Source organism: Bacillus sp. P4_E1, from assembly GCF_056401715.1.
In genome coordinates, this window is the sequence record NZ_JBFUIV010000012.1 from 1 (window position 1) to 22,839 (window position 22,839).

Annotated in this window: 27 protein-coding genes, 2 pseudogenes and 2 riboswitches; of the genes and pseudogenes, 11 read left to right on the forward strand and 18 right to left on the reverse strand. The window is 34.8% G+C overall.

Features of this window, described 5'->3' with window-relative positions; translation table 11 throughout:
* The 3 genes and pseudogenes from AC1DS7_RS17270 to AC1DS7_RS17280 all read right to left on the reverse strand — a co-directional run.
* The coding region (locus AC1DS7_RS17270) for a transposase (protein ID WP_476999128.1) at positions 1-199 on the reverse strand (199 nt) is incomplete at its 3' end.
* Between the two features lie 97 nt (positions 200-296).
* Entirely contained in the window at positions 297-1,055 is a 759-nt protein-coding gene (locus tag AC1DS7_RS17275) for a hypothetical protein (protein WP_002066932.1), read from the reverse strand.
* Between the two features lie 36 nt (positions 1,056-1,091).
* Positions 1,092-1,819 (reverse strand): annotated as a pseudogene (locus tag AC1DS7_RS17280) (DUF4184 family protein).
* Positions 1,820-1,967: 148 nt separating this feature from the next.
* Here AC1DS7_RS17280 and AC1DS7_RS17285 point away from each other — a divergent pair.
* Both AC1DS7_RS17285 and AC1DS7_RS17290 read left to right on the forward strand, forming a co-directional pair.
* Positions 1,968-2,279: a hypothetical protein gene (locus tag AC1DS7_RS17285; RefSeq protein ID WP_476999129.1), complete on the forward strand. Its 312-nt coding sequence runs from the start codon at positions 1,968-1,970 to the stop codon at positions 2,277-2,279.
* Positions 2,280-2,388: 109 nt separating this feature from the next.
* A complete protein-coding gene (locus tag AC1DS7_RS17290; protein ID WP_012261632.1) occupies positions 2,389-3,141 on the forward strand; it encodes an AAA family ATPase in 753 nt (250 codons plus the stop codon).
* A gap of 29 nt (positions 3,142-3,170) precedes the next feature.
* On the opposite strand, the gene AC1DS7_RS17295 is transcribed toward AC1DS7_RS17290, so the two are convergent.
* From AC1DS7_RS17295 to AC1DS7_RS17305, 3 genes are all read right to left on the reverse strand, one after another.
* Entirely contained in the window at positions 3,171-4,346 is a 1,176-nt protein-coding gene (locus AC1DS7_RS17295) for an acetyl-CoA C-acetyltransferase (RefSeq protein WP_476999130.1), read from the reverse strand.
* 139 nt (positions 4,347-4,485) lie between these two features.
* Entirely contained in the window at positions 4,486-4,935 is a 450-nt protein-coding gene (locus AC1DS7_RS17300) for an NUDIX hydrolase (protein WP_012261633.1), read from the reverse strand.
* Positions 4,936-5,042: 107 nt separating this feature from the next.
* Complete coding sequence (locus tag AC1DS7_RS17305) at positions 5,043-5,336, reverse strand: DUF3928 family protein (RefSeq protein WP_002088390.1); 294 nt, start codon at positions 5,334-5,336, stop codon at positions 5,043-5,045.
* A 177-nt stretch (positions 5,337-5,513) separates the two neighbouring features.
* On the opposite strand from AC1DS7_RS17305, the gene AC1DS7_RS17310 reads away from it, so the two are divergent.
* Positions 5,514-6,131 carry an ImmA/IrrE family metallo-endopeptidase gene (locus AC1DS7_RS17310; RefSeq protein ID WP_088040074.1) on the forward strand — a complete coding sequence of 206 codons (618 nt, stop codon included), beginning with the start codon at positions 5,514-5,516 and terminating at the stop codon, positions 6,129-6,131.
* A 15-nt stretch (positions 6,132-6,146) separates the two neighbouring features.
* Here AC1DS7_RS17310 and AC1DS7_RS17315 read toward each other — a convergent pair.
* The 4 genes and pseudogenes from AC1DS7_RS17315 to AC1DS7_RS17330 form a co-directional block, all read right to left on the reverse strand.
* Positions 6,147-6,361, reverse strand: a pseudogene (locus AC1DS7_RS17315) (DNA-binding protein).
* Positions 6,362-6,430: 69 nt separating this feature from the next.
* The gene (locus AC1DS7_RS17320; protein WP_002192627.1) at positions 6,431-7,189 is read right to left on the reverse strand and encodes a DUF1129 domain-containing protein; all 759 of its coding nucleotides are present in this window, start codon (positions 7,187-7,189) and stop codon (positions 6,431-6,433) included.
* Positions 7,190-7,202: 13 nt separating this feature from the next.
* Positions 7,203-7,970 carry a DUF1129 domain-containing protein gene (locus AC1DS7_RS17325; RefSeq protein WP_088040075.1) on the reverse strand — a complete coding sequence of 256 codons (768 nt, stop codon included), beginning with the start codon at positions 7,968-7,970 and terminating at the stop codon, positions 7,203-7,205.
* Positions 7,970-8,302 carry a PadR family transcriptional regulator gene (locus tag AC1DS7_RS17330; protein WP_088040076.1) on the reverse strand — a complete coding sequence of 111 codons (333 nt, stop codon included), beginning with the start codon at positions 8,300-8,302 and terminating at the stop codon, positions 7,970-7,972. The genes AC1DS7_RS17325 and AC1DS7_RS17330 overlap by 1 nt, the downstream gene beginning before the upstream one ends.
* 195 nt (positions 8,303-8,497) lie before the next feature.
* Between AC1DS7_RS17330 and AC1DS7_RS17335 the strand changes: the two genes are divergently transcribed.
* The gene (locus AC1DS7_RS17335; protein WP_372475120.1) at positions 8,498-9,274 is read left to right on the forward strand and encodes a 3-hydroxybutyrate dehydrogenase; all 777 of its coding nucleotides are present in this window, start codon (positions 8,498-8,500) and stop codon (positions 9,272-9,274) included.
* 59 nt (positions 9,275-9,333) lie between these two features.
* On the opposite strand, the gene AC1DS7_RS17340 is transcribed toward AC1DS7_RS17335, so the two are convergent.
* The 4 genes from AC1DS7_RS17340 to AC1DS7_RS17355 all read right to left on the reverse strand — a co-directional run bounded on the left by AC1DS7_RS17340 (position 9,334) and on the right by AC1DS7_RS17355 (position 12,940).
* Entirely contained in the window at positions 9,334-9,471 is a 138-nt protein-coding gene (locus tag AC1DS7_RS17340) for a YvrJ family protein (RefSeq protein WP_000393342.1), read from the reverse strand.
* A 74-nt stretch (positions 9,472-9,545) separates the two neighbouring features.
* A complete protein-coding gene (gene mtnA / locus AC1DS7_RS17345; RefSeq protein ID WP_201052911.1) occupies positions 9,546-10,601 on the reverse strand; it encodes an S-methyl-5-thioribose-1-phosphate isomerase in 1,056 nt (351 codons plus the stop codon).
* A complete protein-coding gene (gene mtnK / locus AC1DS7_RS17350) occupies positions 10,598-11,776 on the reverse strand; it encodes an S-methyl-5-thioribose kinase (protein ID WP_476999131.1) in 1,179 nt (392 codons plus the stop codon). The genes mtnA and mtnK overlap by 4 nt, the downstream gene beginning before the upstream one ends.
* Before the next feature lie 88 nt (positions 11,777-11,864).
* Positions 11,865-12,005: riboswitch (SAM riboswitch) on the reverse strand.
* A gap of 71 nt (positions 12,006-12,076) precedes the next feature.
* Complete coding sequence (locus AC1DS7_RS17355; protein WP_476999132.1) at positions 12,077-12,940, reverse strand: carbon-nitrogen family hydrolase; 864 nt, start codon at positions 12,938-12,940, stop codon at positions 12,077-12,079.
* Between the two features lie 14 nt (positions 12,941-12,954).
* Here AC1DS7_RS17355 and AC1DS7_RS17360 point away from each other — a divergent pair, with 14 nt between their 5' ends.
* The 6 genes from AC1DS7_RS17360 to AC1DS7_RS17385 all read left to right on the forward strand — a co-directional run bounded on the left by AC1DS7_RS17360 (position 12,955) and on the right by AC1DS7_RS17385 (position 17,988).
* Entirely contained in the window at positions 12,955-14,145 is a 1,191-nt protein-coding gene (locus tag AC1DS7_RS17360; RefSeq protein ID WP_476999133.1) for an aminotransferase class I/II-fold pyridoxal phosphate-dependent enzyme, read from the forward strand.
* Positions 14,146-14,197: 52 nt separating this feature from the next.
* Positions 14,198-14,303, forward strand: a riboswitch (SAM riboswitch).
* Positions 14,304-14,367: 64 nt separating this feature from the next.
* Positions 14,368-15,612, forward strand: a complete 1,245-nt coding sequence (gene mtnW, locus AC1DS7_RS17365; protein WP_002143008.1) for a 2,3-diketo-5-methylthiopentyl-1-phosphate enolase — start codon at positions 14,368-14,370, stop codon at positions 15,610-15,612.
* Positions 15,609-16,268, forward strand: coding sequence for a 2-hydroxy-3-keto-5-methylthiopentenyl-1-phosphate phosphatase (locus AC1DS7_RS17370; protein WP_002128925.1), 660 nt, complete (start codon positions 15,609-15,611; stop codon positions 16,266-16,268). Before mtnW ends, AC1DS7_RS17370 begins: the two co-directional genes overlap by 4 nt.
* On the forward strand, positions 16,265-16,903 hold the full coding sequence (locus tag AC1DS7_RS17375) for a methylthioribulose 1-phosphate dehydratase (RefSeq protein WP_012261637.1): 639 nt from the start codon (positions 16,265-16,267) through the stop codon (positions 16,901-16,903). The genes AC1DS7_RS17370 and AC1DS7_RS17375 overlap by 4 nt, the downstream gene beginning before the upstream one ends.
* Positions 16,881-17,393: a 1,2-dihydroxy-3-keto-5-methylthiopentene dioxygenase gene (locus AC1DS7_RS17380; protein WP_002111583.1), complete on the forward strand. Its 513-nt coding sequence runs from the start codon at positions 16,881-16,883 to the stop codon at positions 17,391-17,393. The genes AC1DS7_RS17375 and AC1DS7_RS17380 overlap by 23 nt, the downstream gene beginning before the upstream one ends.
* A 319-nt stretch (positions 17,394-17,712) precedes the next feature.
* The gene (locus AC1DS7_RS17385; protein WP_002033923.1) at positions 17,713-17,988 is read left to right on the forward strand and encodes a hypothetical protein; all 276 of its coding nucleotides are present in this window, start codon (positions 17,713-17,715) and stop codon (positions 17,986-17,988) included.
* Positions 17,989-18,099: 111 nt separating this feature from the next.
* Here the strand turns inward: AC1DS7_RS17385 and AC1DS7_RS17390 are convergent, their stop codons facing one another.
* From AC1DS7_RS17390 to AC1DS7_RS17405, 4 genes are all read right to left on the reverse strand, one after another.
* A complete protein-coding gene (locus AC1DS7_RS17390) occupies positions 18,100-18,432 on the reverse strand; it encodes a DUF3909 family protein (RefSeq protein WP_002014892.1) in 333 nt (110 codons plus the stop codon).
* 5 nt (positions 18,433-18,437) lie between these two features.
* The gene (locus tag AC1DS7_RS17395) at positions 18,438-19,316 is read right to left on the reverse strand and encodes an NAD(P)-dependent oxidoreductase (RefSeq protein ID WP_002033921.1); all 879 of its coding nucleotides are present in this window, start codon (positions 19,314-19,316) and stop codon (positions 18,438-18,440) included.
* Positions 19,317-19,320: 4 nt separating this feature from the next.
* Complete coding sequence (locus AC1DS7_RS17400) at positions 19,321-20,448, reverse strand: serine hydrolase domain-containing protein (RefSeq protein ID WP_305926612.1); 1,128 nt, start codon at positions 20,446-20,448, stop codon at positions 19,321-19,323.
* 149 nt (positions 20,449-20,597) lie between these two features.
* Positions 20,598-21,890, reverse strand: coding sequence for a GGDEF domain-containing protein (locus tag AC1DS7_RS17405; RefSeq protein ID WP_201064453.1), 1,293 nt, complete (start codon positions 21,888-21,890; stop codon positions 20,598-20,600).
* Between the two features lie 310 nt (positions 21,891-22,200).
* On the opposite strand from AC1DS7_RS17405, the gene AC1DS7_RS17410 reads away from it, so the two are divergent.
* Positions 22,201-22,818, forward strand: coding sequence for a nitroreductase family protein (locus AC1DS7_RS17410; protein ID WP_002033918.1), 618 nt, complete (start codon positions 22,201-22,203; stop codon positions 22,816-22,818).
* Positions 22,819-22,839: the final 21 nt, after the last annotated feature.

Below are 22,839 nucleotides of genomic sequence, written 5' to 3' on the forward strand. Positions count from 1 at the left end.
CTAGTAGTTTATACTGAGCTGAGTAGAATGTATAGCGCTTTTCAAAGGCCTTTTCACCTGAATATTCATATCGTCTAATCCACTCGCGAAGTAAAACAGGAGTAACTCCTATAGATTTAGCAATTGTTTCTCCACTTTCTGAACCATCTAAATATCGTTTCACCGCTTGGATTTTTTCTTTTGAAGAAAATTTAGCCATAAAAAATGCACCTCCAATTGTTAGACCGTGTCTAACAATTGGGGTGCACTTCACTTTTTATGCTGACTGTTTTTACTTAAATTATTATAAAGACACTTTATTTAGAGAGTGAAATATTAAAAGTTTGCGGTTCTTTAACAGCTTCATTTGTGTCTCCTGCTGCTAAATCATCTGTCGTAAACTTAATATCCTTTACTTTTTCTTTTCCATCATCAAGTATTAAACCGATAATTCCTTCTCGTGTCTCACCAGGCCTATAATCTTCCCTTGAAACACTCTTTGTACCAACGAGCGTATCTTCATCATATAAAAAGTTTTGAGTCGCTACATTAAAATGTTGTTTGTCATTTATAGCAACATCATTCATAGAGAAAAATTGCATGTTCTTATCTCCACTATTCTCTACCTTATATGTAATTTCAACATACCGAATCGTATCGCTAATCTCTGTTCCACTTAACGATGCATATAATTCAGCATCTTCTTGACTCACTTTATCTCCCAATCTACGCTTTACTTCTTCAGGAGTTAATGCAGTATACACTTTCAATGTATTTTTTGCCTCTTTGCTCATTTGTGATAATGAGATAACTTTAACATCTTGTACGTGAATTTTCATTGGGGCTACTTCAAATGTCTGATTCACAGAATGAATCTGTTCTAATTCAAATGTCCCCCACCCTTTTTCTTTCACTTTTTGTCCTACTTTTTTAAGCTCACGCCCACCATACTCTTTTGTTTCTGGAATAGATTCTTTCTTTTTAGGTTCTGCCTTCTTTTCTTCTTGCTGGAAGCAACCACTTAACATAAGAAGAAAACTGCATAAAACAAAAATACTTTTCCATGCTTTCATCATTTAATTTCTCCTAACACTATCATTCATTAATATAAATTAGTCCCTTGATTTGTAAACTATAGAAACAATAAGAAGTCCACAAAACGAACTTGTCAGTCCAGATACTATTATACCTCCTATTTGGAAAATATGAAAATAGGGGTCTAATAACGCGTGAACGATAAATATAATGGCCGCCACAACGATAGATGAAGCCCAATATTTCTTTTTTTCCGCAGTTAAACTAGTATCTTGATCAGTTTCCCTCCTATATTTCCATAGTACTATATTAGTAATAGTAGACCAAAACATGTACTCCCATGCTGTAAAAATTTATAAATTGGAATACTATATACTTCTTGCTGTAACAGCGGCATTTCCATAACAAAATAGCCTGTCTTATGAGTAAAAGCATCCCAAACGACATGAGTCACCATACCGAATAAAGCAGAATAGCAAAATACAAAAAAATTCTTCCAAGTATACAGCCCCCACTTCGCATCTACTACATATTTATAGTAACTAGCAAAAGGCTTAGGTAAATGTGTTATAAACGGTCCTTTTAAAATACGATGATATGCATATGCTAATAAAAAAACGAGTGGTAAATTCAAATAGAAGAAACCAGCCCATGTATGGCCAATAATACCGTATGGCCTAAAATATAAAAAATATTCAAAATCAGGTGCCATACTACCTAATATAAGAGCCGTCACCGAAATATAACTAGAATGTTTCTTAGCAAAAGGGAGAACAGCTGCTGGATGTGCAAATGTAAACGGCATATTTAAACTCCTTTTCATATTTCCAATAGAATACATATTATCATAACGATATGAACAATCTCTATGCAATATTTATTTTCACATTGGAATATGATAGTTTAAATGTTATAATCCACATGAAATATTCAGAAAATAAGGAGGAGTTCCTGTGTCGTTAACACTAGTCTTTTTTCTTGTTCTGTTTATCTTGTTTTTAAGTACATACATCGGCTTCTTTCTATGGAAGCACTTAAAAATTATAAAATATATGCCTGCTCTCGTTGGCTTTATAAGTGTTCTTTTCATTTTTATATGGAAGAGAATTTCTTTCAGTTGGGAAGCCCTTGGTTTTGGTACACTTCAATATACAACTTTATCCCGCTATTTGCGGGCAATAAGACTCCCACCTCAAAATTTGGCTAGAACAAAAAAGTTAGGTGGGAGTCGTGCTGCCCGTAGACGCCCGATTGGTGAAGGCTAATAATCAGTGGGAGATGAACAAAACCCCCACTAATTATTAGCAAGCTATCTTACACTTGTATTCGCTGCTTTTTTAGAAACAAAATCCGTTATGAATTGAGGTTTATATATTGATTGACGTACCCTTTTTAAAAAGTGTCACATTAAAAAAAGAAAATATCCCTAGCTTTTCCGCATATCCATACTGCTTACCGGCTATACGAACATTACAATCACTCCTTTTCCATCCGAATGTAACATTCATTATTGGAGAAAACGGAACGGGGAAATCAACATTACTCGAAGCGATTGCAGTTGCTTTAGGTTTTAATGCAGAAGGTGGAACGAAGAATTTCCGTTTTAGCACCAACGATTCACATTCATCTTTACATGAATATCTTCGAATTTCAAAAAGTTTCAATACACCAAACGACGGCTTCTTTCTTCGTGCTGAATCATTTTATAACGTCGCTTCTTATATTGATGAAATGGATGCTGATCCAGAAGCACGTGGAAATCCAGTTATTGACTCATATGGTGGTATCTCATTACACAAACAATCACACGGCGAATCATTCTTCTCATTATTTATGAACCGCTTTTCAGGACAAGGTTTATATATTTTAGATGAGCCTGAGGCAGCATTATCACCGATGAGGCAACTTTCAATGCTCATTCGCATGCACGAGCTAGCTGAACAAGGTTCACAATTTGTTATCGCGACGCATTCTCCCATTTTAATGGCTTATCCTGAATCTACTATATACTCTTTAACTCAAGAAGGGATTCACGAATCGACATTAGAAGAAACGGAGCATTACCAAACGACGAAACTTTTCTTTGAAAATCGCGATCGATTATTTCATCACTTATTTGAGTCATAAAAAAAGAGGCAGCAATAGCTGCCTCTTTTTTATAATGCTTCTATAAATAAAGCTACTCCAATACCGCCTCCAACGCATAGAGAGGCAATACCTTTCTCTAATCCACGTCTTTTTAATTCGTGAATTAAACTTACAGTAATACGAGCTCCTGTACAACCAATTGGATGTCCAAGTCCTACACCACTACCGTTTACATTCACTTTCTCACGGTCTAACCCTAACTCTTTCTCTACAGCTAAATATTGTGCAGCGAAAGCTTCATTAATTTCAAGTAAATCTGCATCTTCTAATGACCAATCTACTTTTTCTAATCCTTTACGAATTGCTGGTGCTGGTCCAATACCCATAATTTTCGGATCTACACCCGCTACTGAGTATCCAACAATTCGAGCTAACGGTTGTAAGCCCTTTTCTTTTGCTTTTTCTTCGCTCATTAATACTAGAACTGCACTTCCGTCATTAAGACCAGATGAATTCCCTGCAGTTACTGATCCGTCTTTACGGAAAGCTGGTTTTAATCCTGCTAATTTTTCCGCTGTAATATCTGCACGTGGATGTTCATCCTTCGCAAATACAACTTCTTTTCTACGTTCTTTTATTGTAATAGGAACAATTTGATCGTCAAAGTATCCAGACTCCATCGCTTGCAACGCTAATGTATGACTACGAAGCGCAACTTCATCTTGTTCCTCTCTTGTAATTTCATATTGTTCAACTAAATTTTCCGCTGTTTCACCCATCATAATATGGTGAATCGGATCTTCTAAAACTTCCCACACCGTATCACGAATTTCTCCGTGCTGTAGACGTTGTCCCCAGCGGTGTTGTTTTAATGCATAAGGGCTCGAGCTCATTGCTTCTACTCCACCTGCAACAACAATATCACTTACACCTAATTGGATTTGCATTGCAGCAGACATAATTGCTTGCATACCTGAAGAACATTGACGTTGAATTGTATAACCAGTAACTGTGTCAGGAAATCCTGCCGCTAATGCAGCTGTTCTTGCCGTATTTGCTTCATCAGTTCTTTGAATACAATGACCTAAAATTACTTCATCAACTTCATGTGGCTCTACTCCGCCTCTTTTTACAGCTTCCTGAAGTACAGGAACAGCTAATTCTACTGGTGTTATATTTTTTAGTGCTCCTCCGAAAGTTCCAATTGGTGAACGAACTGCAGCTGTAATGACAACATCATGCATTTTGTACTTGCCCCTCTCTTATGTACCCTAGTAAGTTTTTAGGTGAAATTCCATAAGTTGTATGTCTAAAATTATCATACTATAAACATACCAAAAAATCAAAATATTTAATATAATAAAAATAGAAGGAATTAACCTTCTATTCTGTCAATGCGTATAAGAATTTTTGTAATATCTTCTCTGTCGTTTCATTCAATTTTGGTAACTTATCTACTGGAAAATATTGAAGTTCTAACCCTTCATGATCGAGCTTTAATTCTCCGCTTACATGATGTGCCTGATACAGATGAATCACATTAAAAATTTCATCTCCATTTGGATAACGGAAATAAACTTCCTTTCCTGAAAGAACGCCAAGAAATTGCATAATTTTCGCGTTTAGTCCCGTCTCCTCGAATAATTCTCTACGAGCAGTTTCTTCTGTCGTTTCTCCCAGTTCCATTGCCCCACCAGGTACGCCCCAATCATATGTATCTGAACGATATTGAAGCAATACTTCTTGATTATCATTTAATATAATAATTGCTGATCCTACTAAAATAAGTGGTCTTGTACCAACTACTTTGCGTAACTCTTCAATATACCCCAATATGTAAACTCCCCTTTCCTCACCCTTCCTTATCATAACAAAATTCTCTTTCTTTTGTTGCTGTAATTTTCAATAAAAAAGGAAGCTTCCGCTTCCTTTTTTTACCGTTATTTCTTAAAGCTTTCGTATTTTACAACTTCAAAAGCTTCTTCAATTTCCTCATTATGATAATGGACATATGTAAAACGCCCTAATTCTACTAACCTAGCTATTTCTTGCAATGCTTTATGCTGATCATATGTTTCTTCAATTGTAATATGTACATAAAACTTCATTAATGGATGTTCATATAAAGGTTCTCCCACCTCTACATATACATCTTCAACCCCTTGTACAACTCTTACATAGCTCGCAAATTGATACAGAGCTTCTCTGTCTGAAACGATTTTTAATGTATACATATATTCTCCCCCTTTTCTTTACTATATCAAAAAGCAGACCATACTACGTTATAGAACTATGAAATTTTTTCGACTTATAGTCTATATATTCGTGTAATAAACAAGGCGTTTATCCATACATAGGACCTTTCCCCCACATATATTATAGAAAGAATTTTTTCATTTGAGGTGTTCCTTATGAATTCATACGTTAATATATGTGTTTGCATTACTCCAGGCGCCGATATTTCTGACGACCGTATTGCAAAAGATTTAGCAGTTGCAGAATCAATTTGGCATCCCATTACATTTCAAATTAAAGAAGTAATTGTACTAAACGAACTTTTCCGTTTTTCTAATCGGGAAATTAGTTATAAAAACTCCATTCAAAGTCAGGAAAAATTATCATCCTTTTTTCAAACTTGTGTTAACGAAGCTCCTGAATGTGACCTTTATATTTGTTATATTGGCAGTGATTATTTCAAAGAAACCGCAGTAATCGCTTGCGCTTACTCTTTAGCGAAACAACAGCAACTTACTGGTTACATCGTTTTAACAAACTCAGCTGCTCCAATGAAAAATATATACACCCTCGCTCACGAAATTGGTCATATTTTATTTACAAGACGAATTCATGGAAAACTTACGCACGCAGATCCCCACTCTCCAACCGGTTCTGAACATCACCATTCACCATCGAACCTTATGTACCCTATAGTCCCTAGCCCTAATAACGTTCACATCAATTCATTATTAACAAATGAACAAAAAGCGCTCTCTTTACAAAGCTCTTTATTACAAAGAAAAAAACAGTAACGATCTTGTTACTGTTTAAAATAATCTATTCAAATCAACAAACCAAATTTCGGCTGCAAAGAATGCAAATATCCAACTAAACGTAAATGTAATTCCTCTAAAAATCCCTATATAATATTTCTTTGGAAATAATTTTTGCATATCCAGAGCAGCCCTTTTCCTATTAAGCCGAAGAACAAAACATATCCTGATGTGTCATCTAATAAAGTATTAAAATATTCATCATGTATTCTTTTTGCGAAAGCGGTATAGTTAACCTTAGAAAACTACTACTCCATATACATAACTATTCCTCTTTTTTATTCGTATACTTCTCTTTTTTCTAATTTCGTATGAATTTTTAGAAGCATATAAATAACAATGAAAAGAATTACTTGTTGTACATACATTCCAATAATGTTTGATAAATCTATCGTTACAAATACAAATTCTAATGCAATTGGAACTAGTAAATAAGACAAAGTAAACCAACCACCAACTTTAATATTTACAATAGCTGCAAAAATAACTACTACGCCAACAAGAGTGAAGCTTTCTGTTGCAGTAAATTTAATAAATGTTGTACCATAAAATTCATTTAATAATGCAATACTAAAAATTGATAAAAACCATATTGCACCAGTTATATACATAATTAAAAATTCAGTTCTTTTACGTTTAAAGACCGCTGTTCTCATCCCCCATATTAATACACTAATCCCTACAAAAATCATAATTGGATATCCAATTAATTCAATTAAAGAATAAGACAAGCGATGGTCGGCTTCACTAAAGAATACACTCTTCATCATCGTGAATGCTAATAAATTTATAATAAAGTAAAGCAATAAGTTATAATTCCCTGTTTTATCTACTTCCATCTCTTTCGCAAGTTGATTAGCATATTCCTTTGGATCATGACCGAATATATCATTTACACTCTTCCCTCTTTTTTCTCCTTCTACTAAATGAACTTCCGCATCTTCTATAAAAGAAATAATATCCGCTTCTCTAATGCCCCTCGTTCGTAAATACCCTTGGGTATCATCTAAAAATTTTTGTGCTTCATTCGATAACACTTTTATCCCTCCCTTATTTAACCGTTTCTCTTCTATTCGTCTTCATCATAATTTCAAGGAAAATTAAAATAAACAAACTTCCGTATAAACATATAATTTGAAATAACATTGGCACGAGATCTTCTGATGTAAATGTTTTAAACACTAACATAATAGAAAGCGGAATGATTAAATATAAGTTTTTAAACCATCCTTCAAAATACATATTTATCGCTACTGTGATAATAAAAATCCCACCACCTAATATATAACTTTGCACTTGAGTGAATGTAACCATCTTTGTAGGATATAACACATCCAATATCGTAACCGCTCCTAATAAAAACATTGGCGCTATCATGACTAAAAACCACATTGAAAACCATGTTTTTGTAAAGCTTGTTACAAAGGTCATTTTACGAAGTAGAAAATTAGGACCCATTACAGCTACAATCAATGTAAAACTATAGCCAATACATTGAATAAGCGAAATCTGTAAAATCCCATTATTAACTATTAAAATAGAAGCAATAATCCAAAACGAAACGATATTCATAACCGTAAACCCAATTTGCTTCCACGTTTCCTGTCTATCTCTTTCCATCACTTTTACAAGTTCATTGGCATATTCTTTCGGTGAACTTCCGAAAATTTCTTCTACACTTTTTCCGTCACTCTCACCTTCTATTAAATGCAACTCTGCATCTTCTAAAAACCTTTCAATATCGCTTTCTTTCACACTCTTTGCTGTCAAAAATAATCTCATATCTAATAAAAAATTTCGCGCTTCACTTGATAGCATTATTTTCTTCTCCCCTTCCCTTCAAGTAGACGTTCTACACTACTTTGCATCGCTTCCCAGCGACCCATAAATTCATCTAGTTCATCTTCTCCCTTTTCTGTTAACGTATAATACTTCCGTTTCGGGCCAGATGGAGATTCCTTCATTACACTTGTGATTAATCCTTCCTTTTGCATTCGTATTAATAACGGATAAATACTTCCCTCACTCGCCATTGTAAAACCATACTTTGCTAGCTTTTCACTCATTTCGTAACCGTATATTTCACCTTCAGAAATAATAGCAAGTAAGCATCCTTCTAAAATCCCTTTCAGCATTTGACTTGTCGACATAATTGAAATCCTCCTGCTATCTTGTTTTACAAGATAGCTAAGCGTAAGTATCTTGCTTACAAAATAGTATAGCAAACGCTACTTTGCAAAACAAGATAGCTAGCAATATTTTTCCAAATGTTTGCAGGGATTTTATTATCGCCTCTCTAAATAGAGCAATAAGAGAACTTTTATTATGAAGGAGTGTTTTTCATCATGGTTACAAATCGAGTTGTCTTTTTAACAGGTGCTGCAAGTGGTATTGGTTATGAAATGGGAAACACATTTGCAAAAGAAGGTGCAAAAGTTGTCATTAGTGATCGTCTTGAAGAACGTGCGAAAGAAGCTGCTGAACAATTACAAAAAGAAGGCTATCAAGCTATCGGTTTAAAATGTGACGTTACAGCTGAAGAAGAAATTGCAGTAGCAATTTCTCAAACCGTTAGTCATTTCGGTTCATTAGATGTATTAATTAACAACGCAGGAATGCAACATGTTTCACCGATTGAAGATTTTCCAACTGATAAATTCGAGCTTCTTATTAAAATTATGCAAATCGCTCCATTTATCGCCATCAAACATGCTTTTCCTATTATGAAAAAACAAAAATACGGCCGTATTATTAACGTCGCTTCTATTAACGGCCTTGTCGGATTCGCTGGAAAAGCTGCCTACAATAGCGCAAAACATGGCGTAATTGGATTAACAAAAGTTGCCGCTTTAGAAGGTGCTACCCATGGTATTACTGTAAATGCCCTTTGTCCTGGTTATGTCGATACCCCTCTTGTACGTAATCAACTAGAGGATTTAGCTACTACACGAAATGTACCACTTGAAAATGTTTTAGAGGATGTTATTTATCCACTTGTACCACAAAAGCGCTTATTACAAGTACAAGAAATTGCAGATTATGCTATGTTTTTAGCGAGTGAAAAAGCAAAAGGCATAACTGGTCAAGCTGTTGTTATCGATGGTGGATATACTGCTCAATAAAAAATAAAGTTTGCTCACGAAGAGCAAACTTTATTTTACTTTCTATCGCGAGGATCTTCCTACTTTAGTAATTGTTTAGGGAGTTTCTCAATTGCAACAATCACTCCGTCTAATTTACTTTCAATGCGATGTAGTAAATATAGCGTTACAACAATCGGAAATCCCACATTACCTATCATCCTGATCCACTCTTCCATCTTTCTCTCCTCCCTTCATTACATAAATAAGAGGAAAAGAGAATCTTAGGCATAAAAAAACAAGCTATTTGTGATTAGCCTGTTTTTTCAAATAATAATGTAATTTTTTGCTTATAATCTCCACGTAAAATACCTTTCTCAGTAATAATCCCCGTAATTAATTCATGCGGTGTTACATCAAATGCAGGGTTAAATACAGGCGTTCCAAGTGGCGCCACTTGTTTCCCAAAAATTTTCGTAACTTCTGTTTCATCTCTTTCTTCAATGACAATTTCAGCACCTGTTTGTTTCGTAGTATCAAATGTAGATAACGGTGCTGCAACGTAAAATGGGATACCGAAATACTTTGCTAATATAGCTAAATTTAATGTTCCTATTTTATTAGCAGTATCACCGTTTTCAACGATTCGATCTGCCCCTACGATAATCGCATTAATTTCTTTCGTTCGAATTGCATGTGCTGCAGTATTATCCGTAATAAGCGTTACATCAATGTCTGCTTGTTTCAATTCCCATGTCGTTAAACGACCACCTTGTAAAACCGGCCTCGTTTCACACGCATACGCATGTAAACGCACACCCTTCTCTTTCCCAATATAAAATGGGGCTAATGCTGTTCCATATCTAGCAGTTGCAATACTTCCAGCGTTACAAATTGTTAAAATTTTATCACCGCCTTTAAAACATGTTAAAGCATGTTCTCCAATACTTCGGCACACCATTTCATCCTCTTGCTGAATATGAAGCGCTTCTTCTTCTAATATTTTTTGAGCTTCTTTTATTGTAGTAATCTCTCGAATAGATTCTCTCATACGATCGATTGCCCAAAATAAATTGACTGCTGTCGGGCGTGATGTTCCTAAATAGTTACAATCTCTATTAAACTTCTTCTGAAACTCATAGATATTTATAGCATCGTATTTCTTCGCCGCAAGCGCCAAACCAAACGCAGCTACAATTCCAATTGCAGGCGCTCCTCGTACTTCTAACATAATGATACTTTTCCATACCTCTTCAATATTCGTTAATGTTTTGTATTCAGTGACATGCGGCAACTTTGTTTGATTTAATACTGCAATTGCATCGCCTTTCCAACTTACAGATCTCGGAATAGTAATAATTGTACTCATGCTTTTACGCCTCCAACTGTCTGTTGAAATAATGTTCGAAACAGTTGAATATCAGCACACTTGGCTTCATATTTTATTAGTTCTCTACCTAAGGATAACGCTTGTTTTTTAGCTTGAATTCTATTTTCTTTATTTGCTATCCCATCTAAATCCGCTACATGAGCTAAACCAATTGTTCTACGAATCAGTTCACATCCGGCAAATCCGACGGCATCAGTAAAGATATTTTGCAAAATAATTGGTAACCATTGTTTTTCTTTCGTATATGCTTCTACACCTTCTCCAATCCATAACTTCGTAAAGTTTTCTACAAAATAACTCCATGTCTTTTCTATATGGAAAAATAGTACACTTCTCTTTTCTTCTTCTCTAGATACAGCATTTAATAATAGATTTGCAATAAATTGACCGATATCAAATCCAAATGGACCGTACGTTGCAAATTCTGGATCAATCACTTTCGTTTCAGAAGGTGATGAAAAAATACTACCAGTATGTAAATCACCATGAATAAGCGCTTCTTTTCTCGTTAAAAACTTATATTTATATTGTGCTACTTTTAGTTTTAAAGTTTTGTCACTCCAAAGTTCATCAATCACTGACTGTAAATCTGACTCATAATCATTCGTATCATAATGTCCAAATGGATCCGTAAAAACTAAATCTTCTGTAATTTTACTAAGGTCTGGATTTACAAATGTACCTTCTAATACCCTTTTCTCTTCTGACTGTAAACCGAAATCTGAAGTATAAAACAAAACATGTGCTAGAAAACGACCGATATGCTGGGATAAAAGTGGATATCCTTCTCCATCTATTAATCCTTTTCTTGTAATTGTTAGTCTTGATAAGTCTTCTATTACTGTAACTGCTAACTCTTCATCATGACTGTACACTACTGGAACATAATCTGGCACATACTTCGCAAAAATTTGTAATGCTTTACTTTCAATCGTCGCTCTTTTTATAGACAGTGGCCAGCTCTCACCAACTACTTTCGCATATGGCAGTGCTTGTTTTATTATAATAGACTTCTCTCCATCATCTAATTTGAACACGTAATTTAAATTTCCATCTCCAATTTCATGACAAACTACATTTGCTTTCTTTTCAAAATAACCGTGTTCTTTCGCATATTGTATAGCTGTTGTTTCAGTTAATGAATAATATCCCATCGTCTTCTCCTCCTTTTCATTCAGAGGTTTTTCTAAAATAGAAAAACCCCTTTCCACAAAGAAAGAGGTTTGAAGTTTATCTTCTCCCCTCTTATCTGCCAGAAAGTTTACTTTCTGCTGGAATTAGCACCGTGCCTTTTGGCGTCATAAACGCCCCATTTCACAATGGTATTACGGTCGGTTGCTGGGCTTCATCGGGCCAAATCCCTCCACCTGCTCTTGATAAGAGTTTTATAATTTTTAGAATTTTTAACTTTATGATGAAGACTATACCAAGAATAAAAATCACTTGTCAACATTTTATTTGTATAATTCTGGACGACGATCTGCAAAAACTGGAATTCCTTTACGTACCTCTTTAATTTTCTCGAATTTAAGTTCTCCAAATAAAATTGATTCCTCTTCATTTGCCTCTACCACAACTTCACCCCAAGGATCCACAATTAGAGAATGACCTGCAAACTCATTATTCGGATCCTTTCCTGCTCTATTGCACGCAACAACATAACACTGATTTTCAACTGCTCTCGCCTGTAAAAGCAAACGCCAATGTGCTAAACGTACTAATGGCCATTCTGCTACAACAAATAAAACTTTTGCACCTTTAGCAGTATGAACGCGCATCCACTCTGGAAAACGAATATCATAACAAATTGTACCAGCACACTCTACATCATCTAACTTAAATTCACCTGTTTCATTACCAGCAACTAAATATTTATGTTCATCCATCAGCTGAAATAAATGTACTTTACTATATTCATTGACTAGATTCCCTTCATTGTTTACAACATACATTGTATTTGTAACCCCTTGCTCTGTTTGCTTTGCTATGGAACCACCAACAATATGTACACCATATTGCTTCGACCATTCTTTCAACTTTTCTTTCGTTTCTAATCCATCCGTATCTGCAATTTCAGAAASTCTCGTTAAATCATATCCTGTTGTCCATAGTTCTGGTAAGACGATAACATCTGGTCTTTCTTTCATCGCTTCACTTATTTTTTTTTTAGCGTTCTCAATATTTTTTTCTACATCTCCAAAGACAATATCCATTTGAATACATGCGACTTTCATTTTTTCAGCCCCATTCTCATTTTTTTCTTTACAAAATACTGGAAAGATTATATCATTTGTCACTAGAATTGTAACAACTTTCAAAAGAGGTGGAAAGTATGAAATTATTTCAACCTTCTGAGATAGTAACATCATTGCCAACACAATTTTTCGCTTCACTTGTTGCAAAAGTTAACAAATTCGTTGCAGCTGGTCACGATGTTATTAATCTAGGTCAAGGTAATCCAGATCAACCAACACCGCAGCATATCGTTAAAGCTTTACAAGATGCTGCTGAAAAGACCATTCATCATAAATATCCGCCATTTCGCGGACACGAAAGCTTAAAAGAAGCCGTGGCAACATTCTATCAACGTGAATATGATGTAGTAGTAAATCCAAAAACTGAAGTTGCTATTTTGTTTGGCGGAAAGGCTGGATTAGTAGAATTACCAGTTTGTTTTACAAACCCTGGTGATACTATTCTCGTTCCAGATCCAGGCTATCCAGATTATTTATCAGGAGTTGCTTTAGCAAAAGCACAATTTGAAACAATGCCGCTTATTGCAGAAAATAATTTTTTACCGGATTATACAAAAATTGATGACTCTGTTGCGGAGCGAGCAAAGTTAATGTTTTTAAACTATCCAAATAACCCTACCGGTGCTACTGCATCAAAAGATTTTTTTGATGCAACCATTCATTTTGCTAATAAACATAATATATTAGTTGTTCACGATTTTGCTTACGGTGCTATCGGATTCGATGGTCAAAAGCCTGTTAGTTTCTTGCAAGCAGACGGAGCTAAAGATACAGGTATTGAGATTTACACTTTATCGAAAACTTTCAATATGGCTGGATGGCGTATTGCTTTTGCAGTAGGAAATGAAAGTGTCATCGAAACTATTAACCTATTGCAAGATCATATGTATGTTAGTATTTTTGGTGCAGTTCAAGATGCTGCCCGCGAAGCACTATTAGGCTCGCAGTCTTGTGTGGTAGATCTTGTTAATAGTTATGAATCTCGGAGAAATGCTCTTATTTCAGCTTGTCACTCAATTGGTTGGAAAGTAAACATTCCAACAGGATCATTCTTTGCATGGCTTCCTGTTCCAAAAGGATATACATCTGAGCAATTTTCTGACATTTTACTAGAAAAAGCACACGTTGCAGTTGCTCCTGGTGTTGGATTTGGTGAGCACGGCGAAGGGTATGTCCGTGTTGGTCTCTTGCATACGGAAGATAGATTACGAGAAGCAATTAATCGAATTGATAAATTAAATTTTTTCAAAAAGTCATTGACAACATAAAAAATATCTGACAAAATTCAGTTATCTTAAAAATTTAAACATTTCTAAATACTTCTTATCAAGAGCAGGTGGAGGGACGAGCCCGACGAAACCCGGCAACCGATCTACAATTGTAGACACGGTGCTAATTCTCGCAGCATTATGCTGACAGATAAGGAGCTGGTTGTAAAAAAACCTCTCCTTAGCTGAGAGGTTTTTTTATTTAACTAGGAGGGTATAACAATGAGCGGAATTATAGCGACATATTTAATCCACGATGATTCTCACAACTTAGAAAAGAAAGCAGAACAAATTGCAATCGGTTTAACAATTGGTTCATGGACTCATTTACCACACTTATTACAAGAACAATTAAAACAACATAAAGGCAATGTCATTCATATTGAAGCGTTAGACGAACAAGAACATATTAACTCTTACCTTGGCAAAAAAGTATCACGTGGACTCATTAAAATTCATTATCCATCGCTGAACTTTAGCCCTGACTTACCAGCCATTTTGACAACAACATTTGGAAAACTTTCGTTAGATGGAGAAATTAAACTAATTGATTTAACATTCTCAGACGAATTAAAGAAACAGTTCCCTGGACCAAAATTTGGAATTGAAGGCATCCGAAACCTTTTACAAGTTCAAGATCGACCTCTTCTAATGAGTATTTTCAAAGGGATGATAGGACGGAATATTGGATATTTAAAAACTCAACTACGCGATCAGGCAATTGGAGGCGTAGATATTGTAAAAGATGATGAAATTTTATTCGAAAACTCATTAACACCACTTATAAAAAGAATTGAATCTGGTAAAGAAGTTTTACAATCTGTATACGAAACTTACGGGCATAAAACTTTATACGCAGTAAATTTAACAGGTCGAACTTATGATTTAAAAGAAAACGCGAAACGTGCGGTGGTAGCTGGAGCAGACATTCTTTTATTTAATGTATTTTCTTATGGATTAGATGTACTGCAAGCACTTGTAGAAGACGATGAAATCCCAATTCCTATTATGGCACACCCTGCTGTAAGTGGCGCATATTCATCATCGAAACTATACGGTTTCTCTTCTCCATTACTACTTGGAAAATTACTACGTTACGCTGGTGCTGATTTCTCTTTATTCCCATCACCATACGGCAACGTTGCATTAGAAAAAGAGGAAGCTCTTCTCATTACAGCAGCATTAACTGAGGAAGACCACTATTTCAAGAAAAGTTTTTCTGTTCCATCTGCTGGAATTCATCCTGGTTTCGTTCCCTTTATTTTACGAGATTTTGGTAAGGATGTTGTTATTAATGCCGGCGGTGGGATTCATGGGCATCCAAATGGAGCTCAAGGTGGTGGCAAAGCTTTCCGTGCTGCAATTGAAGCTACTTTACAAGGTAAACCACTCCATGAAGTGGATGAAATAAATTTGCATAGCGCACTACAAATATGGGGAAATCCTTCTCATGAGGTGAAATTATGAGTATTCAAGTATTTTGTGATTTCGATGGTACGATTACAAATAACGATAATATCATGTCCATTATGGAAAAATTCGCACCACCAGAAGCAGAGGAAATAAAGCAAAAAATTTTATCGCAAGAACTTTCTATTCAAGAAGGTGTTTCTCAATTATTTCGATTAATACCTATTAATCTACACGATGATATTATTCAGTTTTTACAAGAAACTGCTGAAATCCGTACAGGTTTTCATGAATTCATACAATTCATTAATGAAAATAACATTTCCTTTTACGTTATATCAGGTGGAATGGATTTCTTCGTCTATCCACTCTTACAAGAAATAATCCCTAAAGAACAAATTTATTGTAATGCAACTGACTTTTCAGGAGAATTTGTTGAAGTGAAATGGCCGCACCCTTGTGACGAGCAATGTCAGCATAGTTGTGGTCTCTGTAAATCATCATTAATTCGTAAACTAAGCTCTAAAGATGATTTTCATATTGTGATTGGAGATTCTATTACTGATTTACAAGCAACAAAACAAGCAGATAAAGTATTCGCCCGTGACTTCCTTATTACAAAGTGTGAAGAAAATCGTATTGCTTATACACCGTTTGAAACATTTCACGATGTTCTAGCTGAACTAAAACATTTGTTGGAGGTGAAATTATGAAACAACTTTTTCGTCAATGGTATGACTTAAGTGAAATTAAAAAAGAATTAACAACTCGGAATTGGTTTCCAGCAACGAGTGGAAATATTTCTATAAAAGTCAGTCATGATCCCCTTACTTTTCTTATTACAGCAAGTGGCAAAGATAAAACAAAAACCACTCCAGATGATTTTTTATTAGTAAATCATCAAGGAATTCCCGTTTTAGAAACTGAGTTACGCCCTTCGGCAGAAACAATATTGCATACACATATTTATAACAATACGAACGCCGGGTGCGTACTTCATGTTCATACAACTGATAACAATGTCATCACAAATTTGTATAGTGATGCAGTCACCCTTCAAAATCAAGAGATTATTAAAGCTCTTGATATTTGGGAAGAAGGTGCAACGATTAACATTCCTATTATCGAAAATGATGCTCATATCCCGACGCTTGGAGAGAAATTCCGAAAGCATATACAAGGAGATTCAGGAGCAGTATTAATTCGAAACCATGGCATTACCGTATGGGGCCGTGATAGCTTTGATGCAAAAAAAAGATTAGAAGCTTATGAGTTTTTATTCCAATTTCATATAAAATTATTATCAATTCAAGGAGGCGTTTCTAATGGCGCAAATTCGTATTCATGAGGAAAATACTCGTATTGAAAATGAAGTAGAAGTATCAAACTTTCTACAAGGAGAAGATGTTTTATATGAGAAATGGAATATTTCTAAACTTCCTACTCATTTAAAAGAAAATTACTCCTTAACAGATGAAAACAAAGCTGAAATATTAACGTTGTTTTCAAAAGAAATTGCTGATGTTTCAGAGCGCAGGGGTTATAAAGCATATGATGTGATTTCACTTTCAAATAGCACACCTAACCTTGACGAGTTATTAATTAATTTCCAAAAAGAACACCATCATACTGACGATGAAGTTCGCTTTATTGTCAGCGGTCATGGCATCTTCGCTATTGAAGGAAAAGATGGTCGATTCTTTGACGTTGAACTCGAGCCTGGTGATCTTATATCTGTGCCTGAAAATGCAAGACACTATTTCACCTTACAAGATGATCGCCAAGTTGTAGCTATTCGTATTTTTGTTACAACAGAAGGTTGGGTTCCAATTTATTAAGGTAGCTAGTTGAATAAAAGAACTTGGAACCCCTTTTCCAACCTTTTATTCACTCTACATATATACATCCTCCTATGGAACAGGCTTATTTCATAACATTGAAGTAAGCCTGATTTTTTATTTACTAAAATGATTTGTCCCTTTCGCTTGTTCAAATCAAATATCTCGAATCATAATTCCACTTTATCAAGTACATTCCGGAATATTTTTTGAACATTTATTGAACTTTTTTTGAATTTTTTCTGAAAATTCTGTTTTGTGTATGATATACTACAACTAATAAGAAGGAAATGAATATTGCAAACAGAGGGGGATAATCATGAGTTTACTTATCGCACTTATACTAGGAGTTACATGCGGAGCTATTCCTGTCATTTTAGGAGCTATTATGGAAGAATTAGAAGTTGGTGTTTTAGGTTTTGCTGCATCATGTGTAAGCGCTTTATTTTTTGGTTTATATGGTGCTATTCCTGTTTCTATTCTGTGCGCATTTTATATACTACGCCATGCTCGCGCAAAACAGCTCGGCCCTAATCACATTGCCCAAGTTATTCCATTCCCAATTGAACGATGCCGCCGCGCTTCCAGCCTATAAAGTGAAACTTTAATCAGTGGGAGTTTTACTGCACACAAATAGCGGGATAAATTATCCAACTTAAATATTATGCCTGCCTAAATAAATAAAAAGTCCTCATTTGAGGACTTTTTATTTATTTTCTTCTAGAAATTGAAACAATTCTTGCAAATGAAGTGCATCTTCACTGTAGCTAACGGATACATGACATGTCCCTTCAATCTCAGCATGCATATAAAGGACAATTCCATCCCGATCATATTTCAATGCCAAATAAAACTCCATTTCCTCTAACATCTTTTTCGAGCTTCGGATAACATAATGTCCTTTCTCATCTCTTCCATATTCAAAATCTGGTCCAAAATCGTATTTTTGTTTAAAAGCTTCTTTTTGCTTATCATTAATCTGTACACAAGTTGCTCGCTGCACAGCATCAATCATCTCGTCAAACTTTTGGAGATCCATTCCATTTACCCCCTTATATACTTTTTGTATAATACTTGTGTTCCGCTATTCTCTTTTCCATCTGCGATTAGCTCTTCATACAATTCCTTCGCTAGGGTTAAACCCGGTACTGGTAATTGTAATTTTTCAGCTTCATCTAAAGCAATCTTCATATCTTTCATAAAATGCTTTACATAAAAGCCAGGTTCAAAATCTCCTTTTAACATTCGAGGAGCTAAATTACTTAATGACCAGCTACCTGCTGCTCCTGTCGAAATACTCTCTAATACTTTATCTGCATTAAGTCCAGCCTTTTTCGCATATGCTACCGCTTCACATACTCCTATCATGTTAGAAGCAATTGCTATTTGATTGCACATTTTTGTATGTTGTCCACTCCCAGCAGGGCCTTGCAACTGAATATTTGTTCCTAGTTTTTCAAATAGAGGTAAGCAAATATCATATATTCTGTTCTCTCCACCGACCATAATTGCTAGTCTTGCTTCTTTAGCCCCAATGTCCCCGCCAGATACTGGTGCATCTAATGTATATATATTCTTGCTTTTCGCAACTTCATTAATACGTTTTGCCAATGTTGGTGTAGATGTTGTAAAGTCAATTGCTATCGTACCTTCATTTGCATGTTCTAAAATTCCATCAATCCCAAAGTACACTTCTTCTACATCATGAGGATAACCAACCATCGTCATAACAACATCAACTTGCTTTACTAACGCTTTCGGTGTATCACACCAAGTCGCACCCTCTTGCACTAAAGAATCCGCTTTTTCCTTCGTTCTATTATATACATATACTTTATAACCACTTTGCATTAAATGGTTGACCATACTTTTTCCCATTACACCAATACCAATGAAACCTATTGATAAATTTTTATTTTCCATCTTCTCATCCCCTTTGTTCTAATAAATCATTTACCATCTTTCGGAACTCTTTATTAAAATCATCATCCATACTATTTTTCACATTTGAAAATAAAATAACAAAAGTTCCTTTTTCTTTATTAAAATTATTGAAAGTGTTCCAACCAGATAGTACACCATGGTTATGGAAATAATCTGGATATATGTAAAAGCTAAATGCATATTTTCTTTCTTGTGAAGGTGTAAACATCGCTTGTATACTTTGTTCAGAAAGAAGCTTTCCATTTATAATCGCTTCATCTAATTTTTTCATATCCCCTACTGTCGTATACATCTCACCCGATCCATATAACCAGTCCACCCCTAATTTTTGTGCTAGTACAAGCTCTTGATCTTTCTTCACATACCCCTTCGTGAAGTTTTTATCTCCAGGCACCATATTTCCCATACCTGATTCATGCATCTCGGCCTTTGTAAATATATTTTCTTTTACATAGTCTCCTAAAGGCTTTTTCGTTATATTTTCTATAATATAAGCGAGCACCATATAATTATAATCCGTATACTTCCAACCTGTTCCTGGTGGAAACTCTAATTTTTGACTTCCAATCCAAGTTACTAAATTTATACGTGAAGCTACATTAACCTTCCCTTTCCCACTTTCCGGTAAACCAGATGTATGCGTTAATAAGTGATATAACGTGATGTGTTTATCTACTGGAAATGAAGGAATGTATTTATTTACATTATCTTGGATATTTAACTTCCCTTGTTCTTGTAACTGTAGAATGGATGTAGCAACAACTGTTTTCGTAATAGAACCGATACGATATTTTGTTTGAGGCGTATTTTCTATTTTATTTTGAACATCAGCATATCCATATCCTTTATTCAATATAACATGCTCTTTATCTGTCACCAAAACTGTCCCATTAAATTGCTTTCCTACTAAATACTGATCTAACTTTTGAGATATACTAGCATAATCAATTTTTTGCACTTCTTCTATATTATCCTGTACATCTGACTCAATAGCAGGAGTTACCTTTGTTGTTAATACTGCTTGTTCCTTTGGATCGGGATAGAGAAAATAGTATACTCCGCCGCAAACTACAGCAGACAGTGAAGCCATAACCATTATTTTTTTTATCATATTGTTCCTCCGTAATTACTTCATGTGAACTACCCACCACTTAGTCTCTCTTGCGAGCTTACTTGAAGTGGGAGCTTCTCGGTTAAAATGGTCCCCCATATTCTATTATCAAGTAATAAAAAAAAATCGCAACAATTTGTTGCGAAAAATCACATTTTTTCTTTTCTATATATACATACTTGATTTTTCCCATTTTTTTTCGCTTCATATAACGCAATATCCGCTCTTTGCATTAACTCTTCTCTTGTAATCCCTTGCTCATATAACGCAACTCCAAAACTCGCTGTTAATTTCGAAATTCCAGAGAAATGCTTTGTTTCAATGAAAAATCGCAATGATTCCGCAACTTGAAACGCTTCTTTTTCTACCGTATTTGTCACTAATATTATAAATTCCTCTCCTCCCCATCTTGCAAATACATGTTGAGCTTCAACTTTAGATTTCATAAGATCTGCAAGTTGTACTAATGCTAAATCGCCAAAATCATGACCATATGTGTCATTTACTGATTTAAAATTATCTATATCAAACAAAATAAGTGCAACTTTTTCATCATTACGTAATACATTCTCCCACTCTGTCTCCAATATTTGTTGGAATTTCAAGCGATTATATATTTCTGTCAATGAATCTATCATAGCCAATCTTTCTTGCTCTTGATAGATTTCATCTAATTCTGTAATCTCTGTGCATTTTACTATAAATCGCGATAAGTCTTCTGGTAATGGTGTCGCACGTAATAGAAAAGTAAATGCTTCTCCTTCATAATTATACATTTTAATTCTTCTTCCATTTGATAAAGTATCATCCAGCCATGTTATATCGTGAGTCGTCGAATAATATCCGTTCTCTCTAATAAGATGTTCTGCAAACACTAAATGTTGTTCACGATACGTAAATAAATTATCATGTCCGAAGAATTGTAAAAAATTCGTATTACAATCAACAATCTCATCATCTTCTACTATAAATAATAAATCATTTTGAAAATCAAACATCGTTTGAAGCAATTCTTGTTGTAAACTTACTTGTCGCACTAAAGAAAGCTGATATAAACTCTTATTCACTTCCTCTAGTACTACTTGTGGGGTTACTGGTGCTATAACAATATTACGTATTCCTAACAGTAGTAAATCTGCAAACTGATTGTCTATCTGTTGATCCCAAATGATAATGAATGTGCTCTGTGAATTATATATATTCTTTATATATTTTATTTGAGCAAAATCTGTTACATACATAATTACAATATGTGGTCTAGTTCTATGAAACAATATTTCTCCTTCTTCAAAACTATTTGCTATAAACATACATTTTGGATGGACGTTTTCTATCGTTTGTTGATGTGTACATCCATCTTCTATATAAAGGACATTCAACTGAAGATCTTGTAATACATTTTGGAAAACAGTATTCTCTAATAAAAAATGTAGTATGTTCATCACTAGTCTTCACTCACTTCATATATCTTGTTTTACTGAATTCCTCACAATCATTTTATAAAGAATTGTGAGGAACTCATATTAACAAGCTAATTGAGAATGTTATCTTCGCTTATCTGCTCTGGAAATTCCTTTTTTAGTTTATGATTATATGAATTGTATCGTTTGTATGAATGCCCTGCCTTACTATTTAAAACTTGACAATTAAAATAAAGGTATTATATTCTTAAATTCAATAACTTACAAAATGTAAGTAGAGTATATTACATTTATTTTATATTAAGTTGATATGTAATTTGGAGGATATATAATGACAAACAACGACTTTTTTAACGTTTTATATGAACGCACATCTACACGTGCATTCAACCCTGAAAAAGAAATTTCATCTACAGAGTTACATGAAATTTTAAAAGCAGCTGCGCAAGCACCTTCTGCTTGGAACTTGCAACACTGGAAATTCCTTGTTTTCCAAGGCGAAGATGTACAAAAACGATTACACCCAATTGCTTATAACCAACAACAAATTCTTGATGCTTCTGCCGTAGTCGCTATTTTAGGTGATTTAGAGGCATATAAAAATGTTGAACCTGTTTACGGTCCAATTGTAGAACAAGGATTTATGAAAGCAGACGCAAAAGAGCGCTTAGCTAAAAATATTGAATCTGCATATACTCGTGAGCAATACCCACGAGATGCTGCCTTTTCAAATGCTGCTTTAGCAGCAATGCAACTTATGCTTGCTGCTAAAGCAACTGGCTGGGATACTTGCGCTATTGGTGGCTTCAATCCACAGGCATTAATGGAAGAATTCAATGTTTCATCTCGTTACGTACCAATTATGCTTATTACAATTGGTGAATCAACTTTAAAAGGTCACCCTGCACCGCGCATGAGCGTAGAACAAGTAAGTGAATGGGCGAAATAATAAAAACGAAGGTAATTTCAT

Excerpts from the sequence above, each read along its gene's own strand:
- AC1DS7_RS17275 (WP_002066932.1), bottom strand. The coding sequence starts at position 1,055 with ATGATGAAAGCATGGAAAAGTATTTTTGTTTTATGCAGTTTTCTTCTT.
- AC1DS7_RS17295 (WP_476999130.1), bottom strand. The coding sequence starts at position 4,346 with ATGCATGATGTTGTCATTACAGCTGCAGTTCGTTCACCAATTGGAACT.
- AC1DS7_RS17305 (WP_002088390.1), bottom strand. The coding sequence starts at position 5,336 with ATGTATACATTAAAAATCGTTTCAGACAGAGAAGCTCTGTATCAATTT.
- AC1DS7_RS17310 (WP_088040074.1), top strand. The coding sequence starts at position 5,514 with ATGAATTCATACGTTAATATATGTGTTTGCATTACTCCAGGCGCCGAT.
- AC1DS7_RS17325 (WP_088040075.1), bottom strand. The coding sequence starts at position 7,970 with ATGCTATCAAGTGAAGCGCGAAATTTTTTATTAGATATGAGATTATTT.
- AC1DS7_RS17330 (WP_088040076.1), bottom strand. The coding sequence starts at position 8,302 with ATGTCGACAAGTCAAATGCTGAAAGGGATTTTAGAAGGATGCTTACTT.
- AC1DS7_RS17335 (WP_372475120.1), top strand. The coding sequence starts at position 8,498 with ATGGTTACAAATCGAGTTGTCTTTTTAACAGGTGCTGCAAGTGGTATT.
- AC1DS7_RS17340 (WP_000393342.1), bottom strand. The coding sequence starts at position 9,471 with ATGGAAGAGTGGATCAGGATGATAGGTAATGTGGGATTTCCGATTGTT.
- mtnA (WP_201052911.1), bottom strand. The coding sequence starts at position 10,601 with ATGAGTACAATTATTACTATTCCGAGATCTGTAAGTTGGAAAGGCGAT.
- mtnK (WP_476999131.1), bottom strand. The coding sequence starts at position 11,776 with ATGGGATATTATTCATTAACTGAAACAACAGCTATACAATATGCGAAA.
- AC1DS7_RS17360 (WP_476999133.1), top strand. The coding sequence starts at position 12,955 with ATGAAATTATTTCAACCTTCTGAGATAGTAACATCATTGCCAACACAA.
- mtnW (WP_002143008.1), top strand. The coding sequence starts at position 14,368 with ATGAGCGGAATTATAGCGACATATTTAATCCACGATGATTCTCACAAC.
- AC1DS7_RS17370 (WP_002128925.1), top strand. The coding sequence starts at position 15,609 with ATGAGTATTCAAGTATTTTGTGATTTCGATGGTACGATTACAAATAAC.
- AC1DS7_RS17375 (WP_012261637.1), top strand. The coding sequence starts at position 16,265 with ATGAAACAACTTTTTCGTCAATGGTATGACTTAAGTGAAATTAAAAAA.
- AC1DS7_RS17380 (WP_002111583.1), top strand. The coding sequence starts at position 16,881 with ATGGCGCAAATTCGTATTCATGAGGAAAATACTCGTATTGAAAATGAA.
- AC1DS7_RS17385 (WP_002033923.1), top strand. The coding sequence starts at position 17,713 with ATGAGTTTACTTATCGCACTTATACTAGGAGTTACATGCGGAGCTATT.
- AC1DS7_RS17390 (WP_002014892.1), bottom strand. The coding sequence starts at position 18,432 with ATGGATCTCCAAAAGTTTGACGAGATGATTGATGCTGTGCAGCGAGCA.
- AC1DS7_RS17395 (WP_002033921.1), bottom strand. The coding sequence starts at position 19,316 with ATGGAAAATAAAAATTTATCAATAGGTTTCATTGGTATTGGTGTAATG.
- AC1DS7_RS17400 (WP_305926612.1), bottom strand. The coding sequence starts at position 20,448 with ATGATAAAAAAAATAATGGTTATGGCTTCACTGTCTGCTGTAGTTTGC.
- AC1DS7_RS17405 (WP_201064453.1), bottom strand. The coding sequence starts at position 21,890 with ATGAACATACTACATTTTTTATTAGAGAATACTGTTTTCCAAAATGTA.
- AC1DS7_RS17410 (WP_002033918.1), top strand. The coding sequence starts at position 22,201 with ATGACAAACAACGACTTTTTTAACGTTTTATATGAACGCACATCTACA.